The organism is Franconibacter pulveris, assembly GCF_056780215.1.
Window position 1 is genome coordinate 3,404,291 of sequence record NZ_CM165555.1, and the last position, 14,081, is coordinate 3,418,371.

The 14,081-nt window shown below is 53.0% G+C and carries 12 protein-coding genes, 6 tRNA genes and 2 other RNA genes; 12 read left to right on the top strand and 8 right to left on the bottom strand.

Annotated elements, in window-relative coordinates; genetic code table 11:
• Positions 1-31: 31 nt before the first annotated feature.
• The 3 genes from ACU4F7_RS16045 to ACU4F7_RS16055 all read right to left on the bottom strand — a co-directional run bounded on the left by ACU4F7_RS16045 (position 32) and on the right by ACU4F7_RS16055 (position 2,673).
• Positions 32-2,209, bottom strand: a complete 2,178-nt coding sequence (locus tag ACU4F7_RS16045; RefSeq protein ID WP_481637337.1) for a sensor domain-containing phosphodiesterase — start codon at positions 2,207-2,209, stop codon at positions 32-34.
• Positions 2,210-2,478: 269 nt separating this feature from the next.
• A tRNA-Ala gene (locus tag ACU4F7_RS16050) sits at positions 2,479-2,554 on the bottom strand.
• 43 nt (positions 2,555-2,597) lie between these two features.
• Positions 2,598-2,673, bottom strand: a tRNA-Ala gene (locus ACU4F7_RS16055).
• A gap of 219 nt (positions 2,674-2,892) precedes the next feature.
• Here ACU4F7_RS16055 and ACU4F7_RS16060 point away from each other — a divergent pair.
• Positions 2,893-3,255 carry a YfeC-like transcriptional regulator gene (locus ACU4F7_RS16060; protein WP_024559105.1) on the top strand — a complete coding sequence of 121 codons (363 nt, stop codon included), beginning with the start codon at positions 2,893-2,895 and terminating at the stop codon, positions 3,253-3,255.
• Positions 3,256-3,258: 3 nt separating this feature from the next.
• The gene (locus tag ACU4F7_RS16065; protein ID WP_029593522.1) at positions 3,259-3,642 is read left to right on the top strand and encodes a YfeC-like transcriptional regulator; all 384 of its coding nucleotides are present in this window, start codon (positions 3,259-3,261) and stop codon (positions 3,640-3,642) included.
• 51 nt (positions 3,643-3,693) lie between these two features.
• Here the strand turns inward: ACU4F7_RS16065 and gltX are convergent, their stop codons facing one another.
• Positions 3,694-5,109, bottom strand: a complete 1,416-nt coding sequence (gene gltX / locus ACU4F7_RS16070; protein ID WP_481637338.1) for a glutamate--tRNA ligase — start codon at positions 5,107-5,109, stop codon at positions 3,694-3,696.
• Positions 5,110-5,367: 258 nt separating this feature from the next.
• Between gltX and ACU4F7_RS16075 the strand changes: the two genes are divergently transcribed.
• The 7 genes from ACU4F7_RS16075 (at position 5,368) to ACU4F7_RS16105 (ending at position 6,522) form a co-directional block, all read left to right on the top strand.
• Positions 5,368-5,443, top strand: a tRNA-Val gene (locus ACU4F7_RS16075).
• Positions 5,444-5,488: 45 nt separating this feature from the next.
• Positions 5,489-5,564, top strand: a tRNA-Val gene (locus ACU4F7_RS16080).
• A gap of 40 nt (positions 5,565-5,604) precedes the next feature.
• A tRNA-Val gene (locus ACU4F7_RS16085) sits at positions 5,605-5,680 on the top strand.
• A gap of 4 nt (positions 5,681-5,684) precedes the next feature.
• Positions 5,685-5,760: transfer RNA gene (locus ACU4F7_RS16090), tRNA-Lys, on the top strand.
• A 22-nt stretch (positions 5,761-5,782) separates the two neighbouring features.
• Positions 5,783-5,909, top strand: a non-coding RNA gene (locus ACU4F7_RS16095) — RtT sRNA.
• Positions 5,910-5,931: 22 nt separating this feature from the next.
• Positions 5,932-6,058: non-coding RNA, RtT sRNA (locus tag ACU4F7_RS16100), on the top strand.
• A 143-nt stretch (positions 6,059-6,201) separates the two neighbouring features.
• Complete coding sequence (locus ACU4F7_RS16105; protein WP_029593524.1) at positions 6,202-6,522, top strand: FlxA-like family protein; 321 nt, start codon at positions 6,202-6,204, stop codon at positions 6,520-6,522.
• Positions 6,523-6,524: 2 nt separating this feature from the next.
• Here ACU4F7_RS16105 and ACU4F7_RS16110 read toward each other — a convergent pair whose 3' ends face one another.
• Positions 6,525-7,454: a LysR family transcriptional regulator gene (locus tag ACU4F7_RS16110; RefSeq protein WP_481637339.1), complete on the bottom strand. Its 930-nt coding sequence runs from the start codon at positions 7,452-7,454 to the stop codon at positions 6,525-6,527.
• Between the two features lie 89 nt (positions 7,455-7,543).
• On the opposite strand from ACU4F7_RS16110, the gene ACU4F7_RS16115 reads away from it, so the two are divergent.
• Complete coding sequence (locus ACU4F7_RS16115) at positions 7,544-8,539, top strand: bile acid:sodium symporter family protein (RefSeq protein WP_481637340.1); 996 nt, start codon at positions 7,544-7,546, stop codon at positions 8,537-8,539.
• On the opposite strand, the gene ACU4F7_RS16120 is transcribed toward ACU4F7_RS16115, so the two are convergent.
• From ACU4F7_RS16120 to zipA, 3 genes are all read right to left on the bottom strand, one after another.
• Positions 8,533-8,748 (bottom strand): DUF3820 family protein, encoded by a 216-nt coding sequence (locus ACU4F7_RS16120; RefSeq protein WP_024559111.1) that lies wholly within the window; start codon positions 8,746-8,748, stop codon positions 8,533-8,535. The genes ACU4F7_RS16115 and ACU4F7_RS16120 overlap by 7 nt on opposite strands.
• Before the next feature lies 1 nt (position 8,749).
• On the bottom strand, positions 8,750-10,768 hold the full coding sequence (ligA, locus tag ACU4F7_RS16125; RefSeq protein WP_481637341.1) for an NAD-dependent DNA ligase LigA: 2,019 nt from the start codon (positions 10,766-10,768) through the stop codon (positions 8,750-8,752).
• Positions 10,769-10,838: 70 nt separating this feature from the next.
• A complete protein-coding gene (zipA, locus tag ACU4F7_RS16130) occupies positions 10,839-11,846 on the bottom strand; it encodes a cell division protein ZipA (RefSeq protein WP_481637342.1) in 1,008 nt (335 codons plus the stop codon).
• A gap of 230 nt (positions 11,847-12,076) precedes the next feature.
• Here zipA and cysZ point away from each other — a divergent pair, with 230 nt between their 5' ends.
• Positions 12,077-12,838, top strand: coding sequence for a sulfate transporter CysZ (gene cysZ / locus ACU4F7_RS16135; protein ID WP_481637343.1), 762 nt, complete (start codon positions 12,077-12,079; stop codon positions 12,836-12,838).
• A 151-nt stretch (positions 12,839-12,989) separates the two neighbouring features.
• Positions 12,990-13,961, top strand: coding sequence for a cysteine synthase A (gene cysK / locus ACU4F7_RS16140; RefSeq protein ID WP_029593531.1), 972 nt, complete (start codon positions 12,990-12,992; stop codon positions 13,959-13,961).
• Positions 13,962-14,081 lie beyond the last annotated feature (120 nt).

Below are 14,081 nucleotides of genomic sequence, written 5' to 3' on the forward strand. Positions count from 1 at the left end.
AAACCGGAGCTCAGGCTCCGGTTTTTTTATATCAGAACTGCAGTGGTTCGGGTTTGCCGAGCAGATAACCTTGCAGATAATTCACCCCAAGACGAAGCAGCATTTCGCGCTGCGCCTGCGTTTCAACATATTCCGCCACCACCGTCAGCGATTTGACCTTCGCCAGTTCGCAGATGGATTTAACGATCATTTCATCAACCGGATCGTTGATAATGTCTTTAATGAAGCAGCCGTCAATTTTGATGATATCCGCCTCAATATGCTTCAGACGCTCATAGTTAGCGTAACCTGTACCAAAGTCATCAATGGCGATACGCAACCCGCTCTGGCGCAACAGAGCGACGTTTTTCAGGCTGGTTTCCGAATCTGAAAAGGCCTGCGCTTCGGTCACTTCGATAATCACTGCGCTGAACGAAACCTGATATTGGTTGAAGAGCGACACGATTTGTCTCGCAATTCCCTTTTGCATCAATGTCATCGGCATTAAATTCAGGGAAAAGCGCGCCTCGTTGTTGGCTTGCGGGCGCACGCTCAGGTAACGAAGCAGCTTTTGCAGCACCAGCATGTCAAAGCAGGCGCTAAGGTTAAACTGAGCGATGATGGGCATAAATTTATCTGGCGCAATAACCTGTCCGTCGCAGTAAAGACGGGAAAGGATTTCATGATATCCCCGACCGTTCCCGTCAACGATCGGCTGGGCATAGAGCATTATCTGGTCTTCATCCAGAGCGCGCTTCACGCTTTGCAGCATAAGCACTTGTCCAGTGATTTGGCCCGAAACGTTAGCTTCACGCTCGTTCAGCGCCAGCACCGGCTCGCTCATTTGCGTTTGCTCAGCCAGATAGCTGAGTTGGCCAATAAGCCGGTAAAGCAGCTCTTTATTGTTCTCTACGCTCGCCCAGGCGGCGCCGTACTCCAGTTCAAGCGCCGTGTTATGCCAGTGGATACGCTTACTGTTAAGCATGTCGACAATATGTCGCAGCCGGGATGCAGGCTCCGGCCCGGCGAGAAAGATTAACAAATCGCAGCCCGGCAAATGGAACACGCTATCGTTAACGCCAAGCCAGGGTTGCAGAGCCTGAACGACGGTCTTTTTACAGTGAATGCGCATCTGCAAACCATAGTGGCGGCTGAGAATCTCCAGATTTCCCAGGCGCAGACAACAGAGCGTGCCGGCGCGTTCCCGCTCCAGGTGGAACTCCAGCGCCCGCAAGTTAGGTAACTGGGTCAGCGGATCGGTCTGAGCAAGCGTATGATAACGACGCTGCATCCAGGCATTACGCTGAAATATCACCGTCATAAAAAGCATAGAGACAGTGAAAGCGATAAAAATGGAAAGCACGAAGCAAAGCATGAATTGCGCATTTTCATCAGGAATAAAACCGGTGTACCAGGAAAGCAGCGATAACGTCACCAGCGCCCAGCACAGCGTTACCAGCCGGGGCCCCAGATGGAATACGCCCATAGTAAATAAGATAAAGACAACCGGAACCATATAGCCGGAGACAATCACCGCCTTATAAGGCAAGCAAAAGAGCAAGGTTAATACAACAACGGTAAATAACCAGCTAAGGGTAAAGATGATTTTGTCCGGCGCTATGGCAGGGAGCACGCAGCGTCGCCAAAAATTTCTGGCGACGACCTTACTCAATATTATTCGTAAAGGATAATAAAAAAGTACGGTAAAAGCCGAGGCAGTGAGAAACAGGTTTTGGAAATCCACCACGCTGTAAAATAGCGAGCTTTCACCAAAATAAGAAGCGATGGTAGTGGGATAACCAAGATAAAGCCCTGCCAGCAGCATCAATAATTTTAATACACAAGGCGTTATCAAACCAAAACCAAACAGCCGAATCCCCACCCCCTTACCCGGCAGAGCATAGCGCCAGCGCGGGCCAAGCAAGCGTCGACAAACGAGTCCCCCGGCAATAAGCGACATAATAAAGCATGATACCAGGGTGAGATTTTGCAGTGTTTCCAGCGACAATTGTTGCCAATACCAGAAATATAAACTGATAAAAAGGGGAAGTAAGGCGAACCGTCCAAAAATAAACATCATTGCTATGGCTACGCTTAAGGGCAAATAAGCGAGATAAAGCATAGCGCCATCGATCTCAGCCTGAGGAGATAACAGACGGGATAAAGGTATTAACAGAAAACATAACCCAAGAGCGATGCCTGATTTCCGCAGCTGATTGTAATATTTCATAGCAATGAATGTTATTTTTCTGTTATTTAAAAGAAAGGGAATTCATTGCCAATGGTAAATACCTTTCACCTGTGTGACAAGGCGGCAAAAGATGAATTACGTTTTTAGTAAAAATACATTCACTAATTGAATTAAATAAAAATAAAATACAAATAATCATATATGTTTATTTTTACTTAAAGCGTTATTTAGCCAGCGTTTAAGGAACGTTCTGTGACAGGGAATAGCAGAAATAAAAAACCCCCGCCGTCTGGCGAGGGTTTGAATTTTGGTGGAGCTAAGCGGGATCGAACCGCTGACCTCTTGCATGCCATGCAAGCGCTCTCCCAGCTGAGCTATAGCCCCACGGAATGTCGTTTTACGTGACCAAATCTTGTGGGATGAGATTTGGTGGAGCTAAGCGGGATCGAACCGCTGACCTCTTGCATGCCATGCAAGCGCTCTCCCAGCTGAGCTATAGCCCCAACGTAAACACTCTGTCGTGTTGACGGGCGGCATAATAAGAATTCCCTTCCATACTGTCAACGGCAAATTTATCATCCCTTTTCAACCGATGAAAAAGCCAGCAACTTATCTGAAAAGAAGCGGCTTTCCCGAATCCGCTAGTTATTCACATCACAGTTTCCAGTAAAATTACGCGTTAAGATGAAGCCCTAATAAACACACTGTCAGCAGGACTATTCATGCTCAAGGAACGAATGACGCCTGAAGAACTGGCGATGATGACGGGTTATAGCCGTCAAACAATCAACAAATGGGTTCGTAAAGAGGGATGGGAAACCTCGCCTAAACCCGGCGTACAGGGTGGTAAAGCCAGGCTTATCCACGTTGATGAACAGGTCAGAAATTTCATCCGCAGCACGCAGCGGGCGGCAGATAACACCGGCGTTTACATCGCGGCCGTTCCTGACACGCCCCTTGAGATCTTATTGCGAAACTCCCTTAAAGAGATGACAGCGTCGGAACAAAAGCAAATGACTTCGCTATTGCTGCGTGAAGGCATTTCCGGGCTGTTGCTGCGGCTGGGTATCCGAAGCGCGGAATAGAGAATGATTAAGTTTAAAACAAGGATGACCTCTGCGGAGCTGGCAGCACTGGCGGCCACTACGCCGCAGACAATTAGTCGCTGGGCGCGGGCGCAAAACTGGAAAAGAAGAAAGCTGAAAGGCAGCAAGCGTCAGCTTGAGATTTTCGTTAATGCCGCGGTACGTGAGTATCTTCTTAGCACAAAGCAGCTGCGTTACTTCGCAGGCGAAATGGCTTACGCAGAGGAAACGCCCGCCGATTACAGCATCTCTACCAGCGATTTAGCCCTTCAGTTACAGGAAGCGCTCAGCATGATGACGGCAAGGGAGCAGCACAGACTTAGCGAATTACTGGAAAACGAAGGCGTCAGCGGTTTGCTTTCACGGCTCGGGATTGAAGAAGAGTAAAAAGCCGGTATCAAGACCGGCTTTTTATAACGCACAATATCCAGCTGCTAATTATTGCTGACTTTCACGCTCTGCAATAAAAGCCAGCGCTTTATTAATGCGCTCTACGCTGCGGGATTTGCCAATAGCATGTACCGTAACATCCAGCGCAGGAGACTGCCCTGCCCCGGTCACCGCGACACGCAGCGGCATGCCAACTTTGCCCATGCCGACGTCCAGCTCATCGGCCGTAGCCTGAATGGCGTGATGGACATTTTCAGCTGTCCATTCGTTAATAGCAGTCAGCTTATCGCGAACCACTTCCAACGGCTGACGAGCAACCGGACGCAAGTGTTTCTTCGCGGCGTCAGCATCAAACTCAGCGAACTCTTCATAGAAATAGCGGCAGGTCCCGGCAATCTCTTTAAGCGTTTTGCAACGCTCGCCCAGCAGTTTCACCAGCTCCGCCAGTTGCGGGCCATTACGGGTATCAATCCCTTCCTGCTCAATATGCCATTGCAGATGCGTTGCAACATATTCCGCTGGCATAGTGTTGATGTAATGGTGGTTCAGCCACAGCAGCTTGTCGGTGTTGAACGCGCTGGCGGATTTACTGACCGCCCCCAGGGTAAAGAGTTGAATCATCTCTTCGCGGCTGAAAATTTCCTGGTCGCCGTGAGACCAGCCCAGGCGCACTAAATAGTTCAACAGCGCTTCCGGCAGATAACCGTCGTCGCGATACTGCATCACGCTCACCGCGCCATGACGTTTAGAAAGCTTTTTGCCATCGTCGCCGTTGATCATAGAGACATGTGCATAGAGCGGCACTGGCGCACCCAGCGCTTTCAGAATGTTAATCTGACGCGGCGTATTGTTGATATGGTCTTCACCACGGATAACATGCGTGATTTCCATATCCCAGTCATCAACCACGACGCAGAAGTTGTAGGTTGGCGAGCCATCTGTACGGCGAATAATCAGATCGTCCAGCTCAAGGTTGCTGAACTCTATAGGCCCACGGATCTGGTCATCAAATACGACGGAGCCTTCCTGCGGGTTAGCAAAACGCACGACGCAAGGCTCATCGTCAGCATGATGCTCATGATTATGGCGGCAACGGCCGTCATAACGCGGCTTTTCGCCTTTCGCCATTTGCTCTTCGCGAAGGGCTTCCAGACGCTCTTTCGAGCAATAGCATTTATAAGCAGTACCCGCTTCCAGCATCTCATCGATAACCGCGTTATAGCGGTCAAAACGTTTAGTCTGGAAGTACGGACCCTCATCCCATTCCAGGCTCAGCCAGTTCATCCCATCCATAATGGCTTCGATTGCTTCCGGCGTGGAACGCTCAAGATCGGTATCTTCAATACGCAGCACAAACTGGCCGCCTTGATTACGCGCAAAAAGCCAGGAATAGAGAGCAGTACGGGCGCCGCCGACGTGGAGATAGCCAGTCGGGCTCGGCGCAAAGCGGGTTTTGATTTTCATTAAGTGGCCTTAGTGTTGAACAGTGCCGAAAAGCGGCAAATGCCAGGGAATTTCAGTGCGCAATATTCTACCACCCTGAATTGATTCCTCAATGTTGCCGCCTGAGCTCAGCGGCACAAAGCGTGATTTTGGCGCGAATTCAGGCGAAAAAGCTTAACAAACCATCACCCTGGCTAATTTTACGACGAACAAACAAAAACTTTGGAAAAGGCGTTGACTCATTTTCAACTCTCCCTATAATGCGACTCCACACAGCGGGGGTGATTAGCTCAGCTGGGAGAGCACCTCCCTTACAAGGAGGGGGTCGGCGGTTCGATCCCGTCATCACCCACCACTCTAAAGAAGTGGCTTCCGCCGTGTAGATAAGAAATTGAGAAGTGGGTGATTAGCTCAGCTGGGAGAGCACCTCCCTTACAAGGAGGGGGTCGGCGGTTCGATCCCGTCATCACCCACCACTTTCTCGCCAGCGAATTTCTTATTATGAAGTACCGAAGTGGGTGATTAGCTCAGCTGGGAGAGCACCTCCCTTACAAGGAGGGGGTCGGCGGTTCGATCCCGTCATCACCCACCACTTCGGGTCGTTAGCTCAGTTGGTAGAGCAGTTGACTTTTAATCAATTGGTCGCAGGTTCGAATCCTGCACGACCCACCAATGTAAAAAGGCGCCCTAAAGGCGCCTTTTTGCTATGCGCAGCTGTCAATAATTCGAACCTGCCGCAGGTTCGAGCCGAGCTTTAGCGAGGCAACATTGCCGCTTGCGGCAATGGCCCGGAGGGCGAAGTCATCCTGCACGCCCCACCAGTGTAAAAAGGCGCCCTAAAGGCGCCTTTTTGCTATGCGCAGCTGTCAATAATTCGAACCTGCCGCAGGTTCGAGCCGAGCTTTAGCGAGGCAACATTGCCGCTTGCGGCAATGGCCCGGAGGGCGAAGTCATCCTGCACGCCCCACCAGTGTAAAAAGGCGCCCTAAAGGCGCCTTTTTGCTTTTCAGCGTCATGCTAACAAAGCCAATTCAATCATCAAAAAAACCGCTTTGCTCAAGATATTATTTTCTCTGCCGATAACATTCGTACCATTTCCGTCTGGAGAAAATCATGTCTATCACCATCAGCGCTACCAGTTCTTCACCTTCTGCAGGCAATAGCAGCAACGTATCGTCCCAAATCGAGCAAATTACGCAAAAAATTATAAAACTGACGCAACAGCTTAAAGAAATAACCAGCGGCAGCGGCAGCGCTGAACAGAAGCAGCGTCAGCAAGAGCTTGTTCAACAGCAAATAGAGATGCTGGAAGCGCAACTCCAGCAACTGCAACAACAGCAACAACAAAAAGCGCAGGCCGCACAGCAGAAAGCAGATCTGGCGAGTGAAATAAAAACAGCCTCTGGCGATCATCAGATTGATATCTACGTTTAAGTTTACTCTTCCTCAAAGAGTGGATCGCCGCACCGGGCCTCGGTTAACTGCCGGGCCTGTTCACGTACCACATCCCAGATAGCCTGGGCTGCGCCCGATAGTGAGCGGTTTTTACGGCGCACCAGCATCAACTTACGCTCAATAACAGGCGTTAAACGTCGTACCGCAAGACGACTCCCTTGCGGTAACGGCAGCGCCAGAGCAGGCAACACGCTAATGCCAATTCCCGCTTCCACCATCGGAAACAGCGTTGCCGGGTGCCCTATCTCCTGCACAATCATCGCCTGCACCTGTTGAGCGGCGAGCGCGGCATCGATCAGCGGACGACTGCCGGAAGCGTAATCCTGCAAAACCAGCTTCGCCCCTTGTAAAGCCTGCCACGTTACATGCGGCAGGGAAGCCAGAGGATCATTTTCCCGGCAGAGCAAAAGAAACGGCTCCGCGAGCACGACTTCACACGCCAGATCGCTTACCGGTCCCGGATCAATCACGATGCCGAAATCCACATCGCCCTGCCGAATGCTTTCCAGCACCCACTGCTGCGGACGATCGTGAAGGACAAAATCGATCTCCGGGTAGCGTTGATTTCCTTCGGCGATGCACTGAGGAATAAGGTGAGCGGAGATAGTCTGGCTGGCCGCTACCCGCACCGTACCCGAGAGTTGTTGCCCCAGCCTGCCGACATCACGGAGCGTGCTGCTTAACTCATCAAGGAGTCTTTGCAAACGCACCGCCAGCTGTTGACCAGCCTCAGTCAGTACGACTTCACGGGTAGTACGGTCAAGCAGCCGCACGCCAGTCTGCATCTCCAGTTCCTTGATGCTATGACTAACAGCGGACTGGCTTAGCCCTATCTGGCTGCCGGCGCGGCTAAAGCTGCCCGCCTGCGCTACGGCGACAAAAATACGAAGCTGGCGTAAGGTATAATTCATCTGTTTTATTCATCAATGGATGCAATAAATCAATTTTATTTCTTAAACCGCCTTGAGCACAATGAAGCTTTCTTATGGCAGGAACGGTTATGAAACTTTTTCGCATCCTCGATCCTTTCACCCTTACGCTTATCGCAGTGGTTCTGCTGGCTTCTTTCTTCCCGGTACGTGGGGAATGGGTCACCTGGTTCGACTGGCTGACCAATGCGGCCATCGCCCTGCTCTTTTTTATGCATGGCGCGAAGCTCTCACGAGAAGCCATCATCGCAGGCGGCAGCCACTGGCGCCTGCATCTGTGGGTGATGTGTAGCACATTTATCCTCTTCCCCGCGCTGGGCGTGCTGTTTGCCTGGTGGGCGCCGGTGTCGGTAAGCCCCGAGCTCTATTCCGGCTTCCTCTATCTGTGCATTCTGCCCGCCACCGTGCAATCCGCTATTGCCTTTACTTCGCTGGCAGGCGGCAACGTGGCGGCGGCGGTCTGCTCCGCTTCTGCATCAAGCCTGCTGGGAATTTTCCTTTCCCCTTTACTGGTTGGCCTTTTGATGCACCTTAACGGCGCCAGCGGCAGCCTTGAGCAAGTCGGCACCATTATGTTGCAACTGCTGTTGCCGTTCGTACTGGGCCATCTTTCCCGCCGCTGGATTGCCGACTGGGTAGCAAAACATAAAAAATGGATAGGCAAGACCGACCAGGCTTCCATTCTGCTGGTGGTTTATGGCGCCTTTAGCGAGGCGGTGGTTAACGGCATATGGCATCAGGTGGGTGCAGGCTCGCTGCTGTTTATCGTGGCGGTAAGCCTGGTGCTGCTGGCGATAGTTATCATTGTTAACACGGTAGTCGCCCGCCGTCTCGGCTTTAATAAGGCGGATGAAATTACTATCGTATTCTGCGGTTCGAAAAAGAGTCTCGCTAACGGCATTCCAATGGCGAATATTCTTTTTCCTGCCGCCGCGGTTGGGGTGATGGTGCTGCCGCTGATGATTTTCCATCAAATCCAACTGATGGTCTGTGCGGCGCTGGCGCGTCGTTATCAGCGCCAGACCGCGAAAGCGCAGGCGGATGCCCGCGCCATTCAGGCTCAGTGACGCTTCAGGGGCTGCACCAGGTGTGTCAGCCCCTCGCTTTTAATCAGTAGCGTAAAAGCCATCAGCTCGCCGAGACGGCCCGCCGGGAATTCATCCTTGCGGGCAAACCACAGCAGATACTCTTCCGGCAAATCGATAAGCATCCGCCCTTTATATTTGCCAAACGGCATCACGGTATTCGCTATCTCAATGAGCTGGGCCTTTTCCATTTCACTCTCCAAGCAGACGCAGCATTTCCGCTTCATCAATAACCTCTATGCCAAGCTCCAGCGCTTTGGCAAGCTTAGAGCCCGCCGCTTCGCCAGCGATGACCATATCGGTTTTCTTTGAAACGCTGCCGCTCACCTTAGCGCCAAGCGCCTCAAGACGGGCTTTAGCGTCATCTCGCGACATCTGGCTTAAAGAGCCGGTCAATACGACGGTTTTTCCGGCAAAGGGGCTGTCTATCTCTTCCGCTTTAACGACAAGCGGCGCAGGCCAGCTGATGCCTACCTGCTCAACCAGCTCCCGGATAACCTCACGGTTGCTCTCTTCTTCAAAGAAGTTGAAGACGTGCGTGGCGACCACAACGCCGACGTCCGGCACTTTTTGCAGCTCTTCAATCGAGGCGGCCATCAGCGCGTCGAGCGTGCCGAAGTAAGCGGCAAGCCCGGCCGCCGTCGCTTCGCCAACCTCACGGATGCCGAGGGCGTACAAAAAGCGGGCGAACGTGGTTTGCTTCGCTTTCTCCAGCGCGTCTACCAGATTTTGCGCCGATTTTGGCCCCATACGCTCAAGACGCTCAAGCGTCTCTTTGCCAAGGCCAAACAGATCCGCTGGCGTGTGCACGTACTCTTTTTCCACCAGTTGATCGATTATCTTATCTCCCATGCCATCGACATCCATCGCACGGCGGGAGACAAAATGCTTGAGCGATTCTTTACGCTGAGCGCCGCAAATCAATCCGCCGGTACAACGCGCCACCGCCTCGCCTTCAACGCGCTCGACATCAGAACCGCAAACCGGACAATGCGCGGGAAATTCGACCGGGCGCGTCTCTTCCGGGCGCTCGGAAAGCACAACGTTGACGACCTGCGGAATAACGTCCCCCGCACGGCGAATCACCACTCTGTCGCCAATACGCAGGCCGAGACGTTCAATTTCATCGGCGTTATGCAGTGTGGCGTTGCTTACCAACACGCCAGCGACCTGCACCGGCTCAAGACGCGCCACTGGGGTGATCGCCCCGGTACGCCCAACCTGAAATTCTACATCGCGTACGGTAGTCATCTGTTCCTGCGCCGGGAACTTAAAGGCTACAGCCCAGCGCGGCGCGCGAGCGACAAAGCCCAGCTGTTCCTGCAGCTCCAGCGAATCGACTTTGATGACTACGCCGTCGATATCGAAGCCAAGTCCAGGACGGTCCGCCTCTACTTTGCGGTAAAATTCCAGCACCGCCTCCGGCGTCTCGCACAGGCGAATGCGGTCGCTGACCGGCAGCCCCCATTTTTTGAATTGCTGCAGGCGCGCCATATGGCTGCGCGGCAGCTCGCCGCCTTCCAGCAGACCTACGCCATAGCAGAAAAAGGTCAACGGGCGCTTTGCGGTAATACGCGGGTCAAGCTGACGCAGGGAGCCCGCAGCCGCGTTACGCGGGTTGGCGAACACTTTGCCGCCATTGCGGCGCGCCTCTTCGTTAATTTTTTCAAAGCCTGCCTGAGGCAGAAAAACTTCGCCCCGCACTTCCAGGCGCGAGGGAATATCTTTGCCGTGCAGTTTAAGCGGGATAGCGCGGATGGTGCGTACATTCAGGGTAATATCTTCCCCTGTCGTGCCATCGCCACGCGTGGCGGCGCGCACCAGCAGACCGTTTTCATACAGCAGGCTGACCGCGAGCCCGTCAAGCTTCAGCTCGCAGCAATAAATCAGCGCGTCGGTGCTTTTCAGTCGGTCCTGCACGCGCTTATTGAAGGCCAGAAAGCTGGCTTCATCGAAAACGTTATCCAGCGACAGCATCGGCACTTCATGACGCACCTGGCTGAATTCCGTAAGCGGCATGGCGCCCACGCGCTGGGTGGGCGAATCGGGGGTAATCAGTTCCGGATGCGCCTCTTCCATGGCGCGCAGTTCGCGCATCAGGCGGTCATACTCCGCATCCGGGATTTCGGGCGCGTCCATGACGTGATAGAGAAATTCATGATGGCGAAGCGTGGTTCGCAGTTGAGTCAGTTTTTCTTCGATTGAGTCCATATCGCACCATCAATGATAAAAAACCCCCGACATGCGGGGGCTGTTATAAGGTTCGGGGGCCAGGATGATATCAGGCGTTAGCCTCTTTGACCTCGCGAATGCGGTCCTGATATTCACGCAGTTTCTGCGGCGTCATCATACGACGCTGGTCATCTAACACCACGCCGCCCACTTCATCAGCAATATGCTGAGCCGACTGCAGCATCAGTTTAAAATTCTGCAACTCATCGCCAAAACCAGGCACCTGCATAAAGATGGTAATGCCAGGCGTGGAGAAGTCGGTCATGATTTCAGGATCAAAAGAGCCAGGCTTAACCATGTTGGCAAGGCTGAACAAGACCGGGCCGCTGCCGTCCGGGCTCAGGTGGCGATGGAAAATATTCATATCGCCGAATTTGAAACCTGCCTGCTGGATGCTGTTGAGCAGGACATCGCCGTTGATTTGCGTACCGGCATGCGCCGCTACGTTCATGACAATAACCGTTTCTTTAAGCTGCGGCCTTGGCGTCTCGACAGGCTCAGGCTGAGCAGGCGCAGCAACAGGCTGCGGCGCGGGTTGTTGCTGCGCAGGTTGCGGCGCCGGCTGCTGCACAGGCGGCGGAGCGTATTGCGGCGCGGCGGGCTGCACGGGCTGCTGGACGGGTTGTTGAACCGGCGCGCGCGGTTGCGGCTGCGCTGCGGAGTGCTGCGGTGCAGGCTGTTGCACGGGCGCTTGCGGGCGCGGGGCGGCGACAGGCGACTGTTCAGGCGCTTGTTGAGCTGGCTGGCGCGGCTGGGCCGACTCATAAGGCGGCTGGTAGTTGTGCTGTGGCTGACGCGGCGTTTCCTGTTCCCAGTTCGCGTTGTCTTGCGGCGTATTTACGCGGCGTACACGCACTTCACCAACACCTTCCGCTTCATCGTCCTCGGCGTCTTCATCAAAATCCTCTTCGTCACGCTTCGATTTCATTCGCTTAAGCGGACGATCGCGGAACACGGAAGAACGCTCCTTACGGCTGGTCCAGAGTCCATGAACCAGTAAGGCTATTATGGCTATCGCGCCAACAATGATTAATATCAGACGCAAGTCCTGCATCATTATATTCTCTGTTGTTCTAACACCTTGCCACCACGGCAAACATTTACTCACTAAGAGTATTTGCCCATCTGCTCAAGTGCAAGTGCGCACTCGGTTTTCTCAGCATAAAGATGTAAGAAAAACTGCTTTTTGCTGTTTTTTCGACCATTTCCGAACTGGCGCATTTAACCGGCTCGGTTAAGATAATCCTGCCCCTTTTCGGGCCGATATTCAGGAGCACAGCAAGAGATATGGTTTCATATACAGGTACAGCCCCGCGCAGCGGCCTTTATTACTTTTCACAGGGCTGGAAATTGTTAAGCCAGCCGGGATTAAAACGCTTCGTCCTTTTACCGCTTCTGGTGAATATCCTGCTCATGGGCGGCGCATTCTGGTGGCTTTTTACACAGCTCGATCTCTGGATACCGCAGTTAATGGCCTCCGTTCCTGACTGGCTGCAGTGGCTAAGTTACCTGCTCTGGCCCATCGCCGTGTTGTCCATTTTGCTCGTGTTCGGCTATTTCTTCTCGACGCTCGCGAACTGGATAGCCGCCCCGTTTAACGGATTGCTGGCTGAACAGCTTGAAGCTCGCCTGACAGGCGCTACCCCGCCAGATACCGGTATCTTCGGCATAATGAAAGATGTGCCGCGCATCATGAAGCGGGAATGGCAGAAGTTCGTCTGGTATCTGCCGCGCGCTGTGGTGCTGCTGATGCTCTATTTTATCCCCGGCATCGGCCAGACCGTAGCACCGGTATTGTGGTTTTTGTTCAGCGCCTGGATGCTCGCAATTCAGTACTGCGATTATCCGTTCGACAATCATAAAGTGCCGTTTAAAGAGATGCGCCAGGCGCTGCGCCGACAAAAAATAACCAACATGCAGTTTGGCGCGCTGGTTAACCTCTTTACCCTTGTACCGGTACTTAACCTGGTCATCATGCCTGTCGCCGTATGCGGCGCCACAGCCATGTGGGTCGATTGCTACCGCACCCAGCATGCGCTCTGGAAGTAACCCTGCAGAGGTGGCATATGCCGCCTCTTATTCCATACTGATAAGCATTATTTCGCGACAGTATATAGATATGCGAATTCCTTACTTCCGCATAAGACCTGAGCGGGTATGCTGGAGCGGTTCCCAAATTTCATACAGTTAAGGACAGGCCATGAGTAAGATTTTTGAAGATAACTCGTTGACTATTGGTCATACGCCTCTGGTTCGACTGAACCGTATCGGTAATGGACGCATCCTCGCGAAGGTCGAGTCCCGTAACCCGAGCTTCAGCGTCAAATGCCGTATCGGTGCCAATATGATTTGGGATGCCGAAAAACGTGGCGTACTGAAGCCGGGCGTGGAACTGGTTGAACCGACCAGCGGCAACACCGGCATCGCGCTGGCTTATGTCGCCGCCGCCCGCGGCTACAAGCTAACGCTGACCATGCCGGAAACCATGAGCATTGAACGCCGTAAGCTGCTTAAAGCGCTGGGCGCTAATCTTGTGCTGACCGAAGGCGCGAAAGGCATGAAAGGCGCAATCCAGAAAGCTGAAGAGATTGTGGCGAGCGATCCGTCAAAATATCTGCTGCTTCAACAGTTCAGCAACCCGGCTAACCCCGAAATTCATGAAAAAACCACCGGTCCGGAAATCTGGGAAGATACCGACGGCCAGGTTGATGTCTTCATCTCCGGCGTGGGCACCGGCGGTACGCTGACTGGCGTGACGCGTTATATCAAAAACACTAAAGGCAAAACCGACCTTATCACCGTAGCGGTTGAGCCGACCGATTCTCCGGTTATCGCCCAGGCGCTGGCAGGCCAGGAGCTGAAGCCGGGCCCGCATAAAATTCAGGGCATCGGCGCAGGTTTTATTCCTGGCAACCTGGACCTTAAGCTGATTGATAAAGTCATTGGCATCACCAACGAGGAAGCGATTTCCACCGCCCGCCGTCTGATGGAAGAAGAAGGCATTCTGGCCGGTATCTCTTCAGGCGCGGCCGTCGCGGCAGCCCTGAAACTGCAGGAAGATGAAGCCTTCAGCAACAAAAACATTGTGGTCGTTCTCCCCTCTTCTGGCGAACGCTACCTTAGTACTGCGCTGTTTGCCGATCTCTTTACCGAGAAAGAACTGCAACAGTGATACCAGATTGTTAAATCTGGCTAAAAAAGCACCCCCAGGGGTGCTTTTTTGTGGCGTACGTCAAAGTTTTACCCCCCCTGGCATTGCTTCAGTCTGTTGGGTCTGGTATTTAACCAGCAA

Excerpts from the sequence above, each read along its gene's own strand:
- ACU4F7_RS16060 (WP_024559105.1), top strand. The coding sequence starts at position 2,893 with ATGCTCAAGGAACGAATGACGCCTGAAGAACTGGCGATGATGACGGGT.
- ACU4F7_RS16120 (WP_024559111.1), bottom strand. The coding sequence starts at position 8,748 with ATGGAAAAGGCCCAGCTCATTGAGATAGCGAATACCGTGATGCCGTTT.
- ACU4F7_RS16065 (WP_029593522.1), top strand. The coding sequence starts at position 3,259 with ATGATTAAGTTTAAAACAAGGATGACCTCTGCGGAGCTGGCAGCACTG.
- cysK (WP_029593531.1), top strand. The coding sequence starts at position 12,990 with ATGAGTAAGATTTTTGAAGATAACTCGTTGACTATTGGTCATACGCCT.
- zipA (WP_481637342.1), bottom strand. The coding sequence starts at position 11,846 with ATGATGCAGGACTTGCGTCTGATATTAATCATTGTTGGCGCGATAGCC.
- ligA (WP_481637341.1), bottom strand. The coding sequence starts at position 10,768 with ATGGACTCAATCGAAGAAAAACTGACTCAACTGCGAACCACGCTTCGC.
- ACU4F7_RS16045 (WP_481637337.1), bottom strand. The coding sequence starts at position 2,209 with ATGAAATATTACAATCAGCTGCGGAAATCAGGCATCGCTCTTGGGTTA.
- ACU4F7_RS16105 (WP_029593524.1), top strand. The coding sequence starts at position 6,202 with ATGTCTATCACCATCAGCGCTACCAGTTCTTCACCTTCTGCAGGCAAT.
- ACU4F7_RS16115 (WP_481637340.1), top strand. The coding sequence starts at position 7,544 with ATGAAACTTTTTCGCATCCTCGATCCTTTCACCCTTACGCTTATCGCA.
- gltX (WP_481637338.1), bottom strand. The coding sequence starts at position 5,109 with ATGAAAATCAAAACCCGCTTTGCGCCGAGCCCGACTGGCTATCTCCAC.
- cysZ (WP_481637343.1), top strand. The coding sequence starts at position 12,077 with ATGGTTTCATATACAGGTACAGCCCCGCGCAGCGGCCTTTATTACTTT.
- ACU4F7_RS16110 (WP_481637339.1), bottom strand. The coding sequence starts at position 7,454 with ATGAATTATACCTTACGCCAGCTTCGTATTTTTGTCGCCGTAGCGCAG.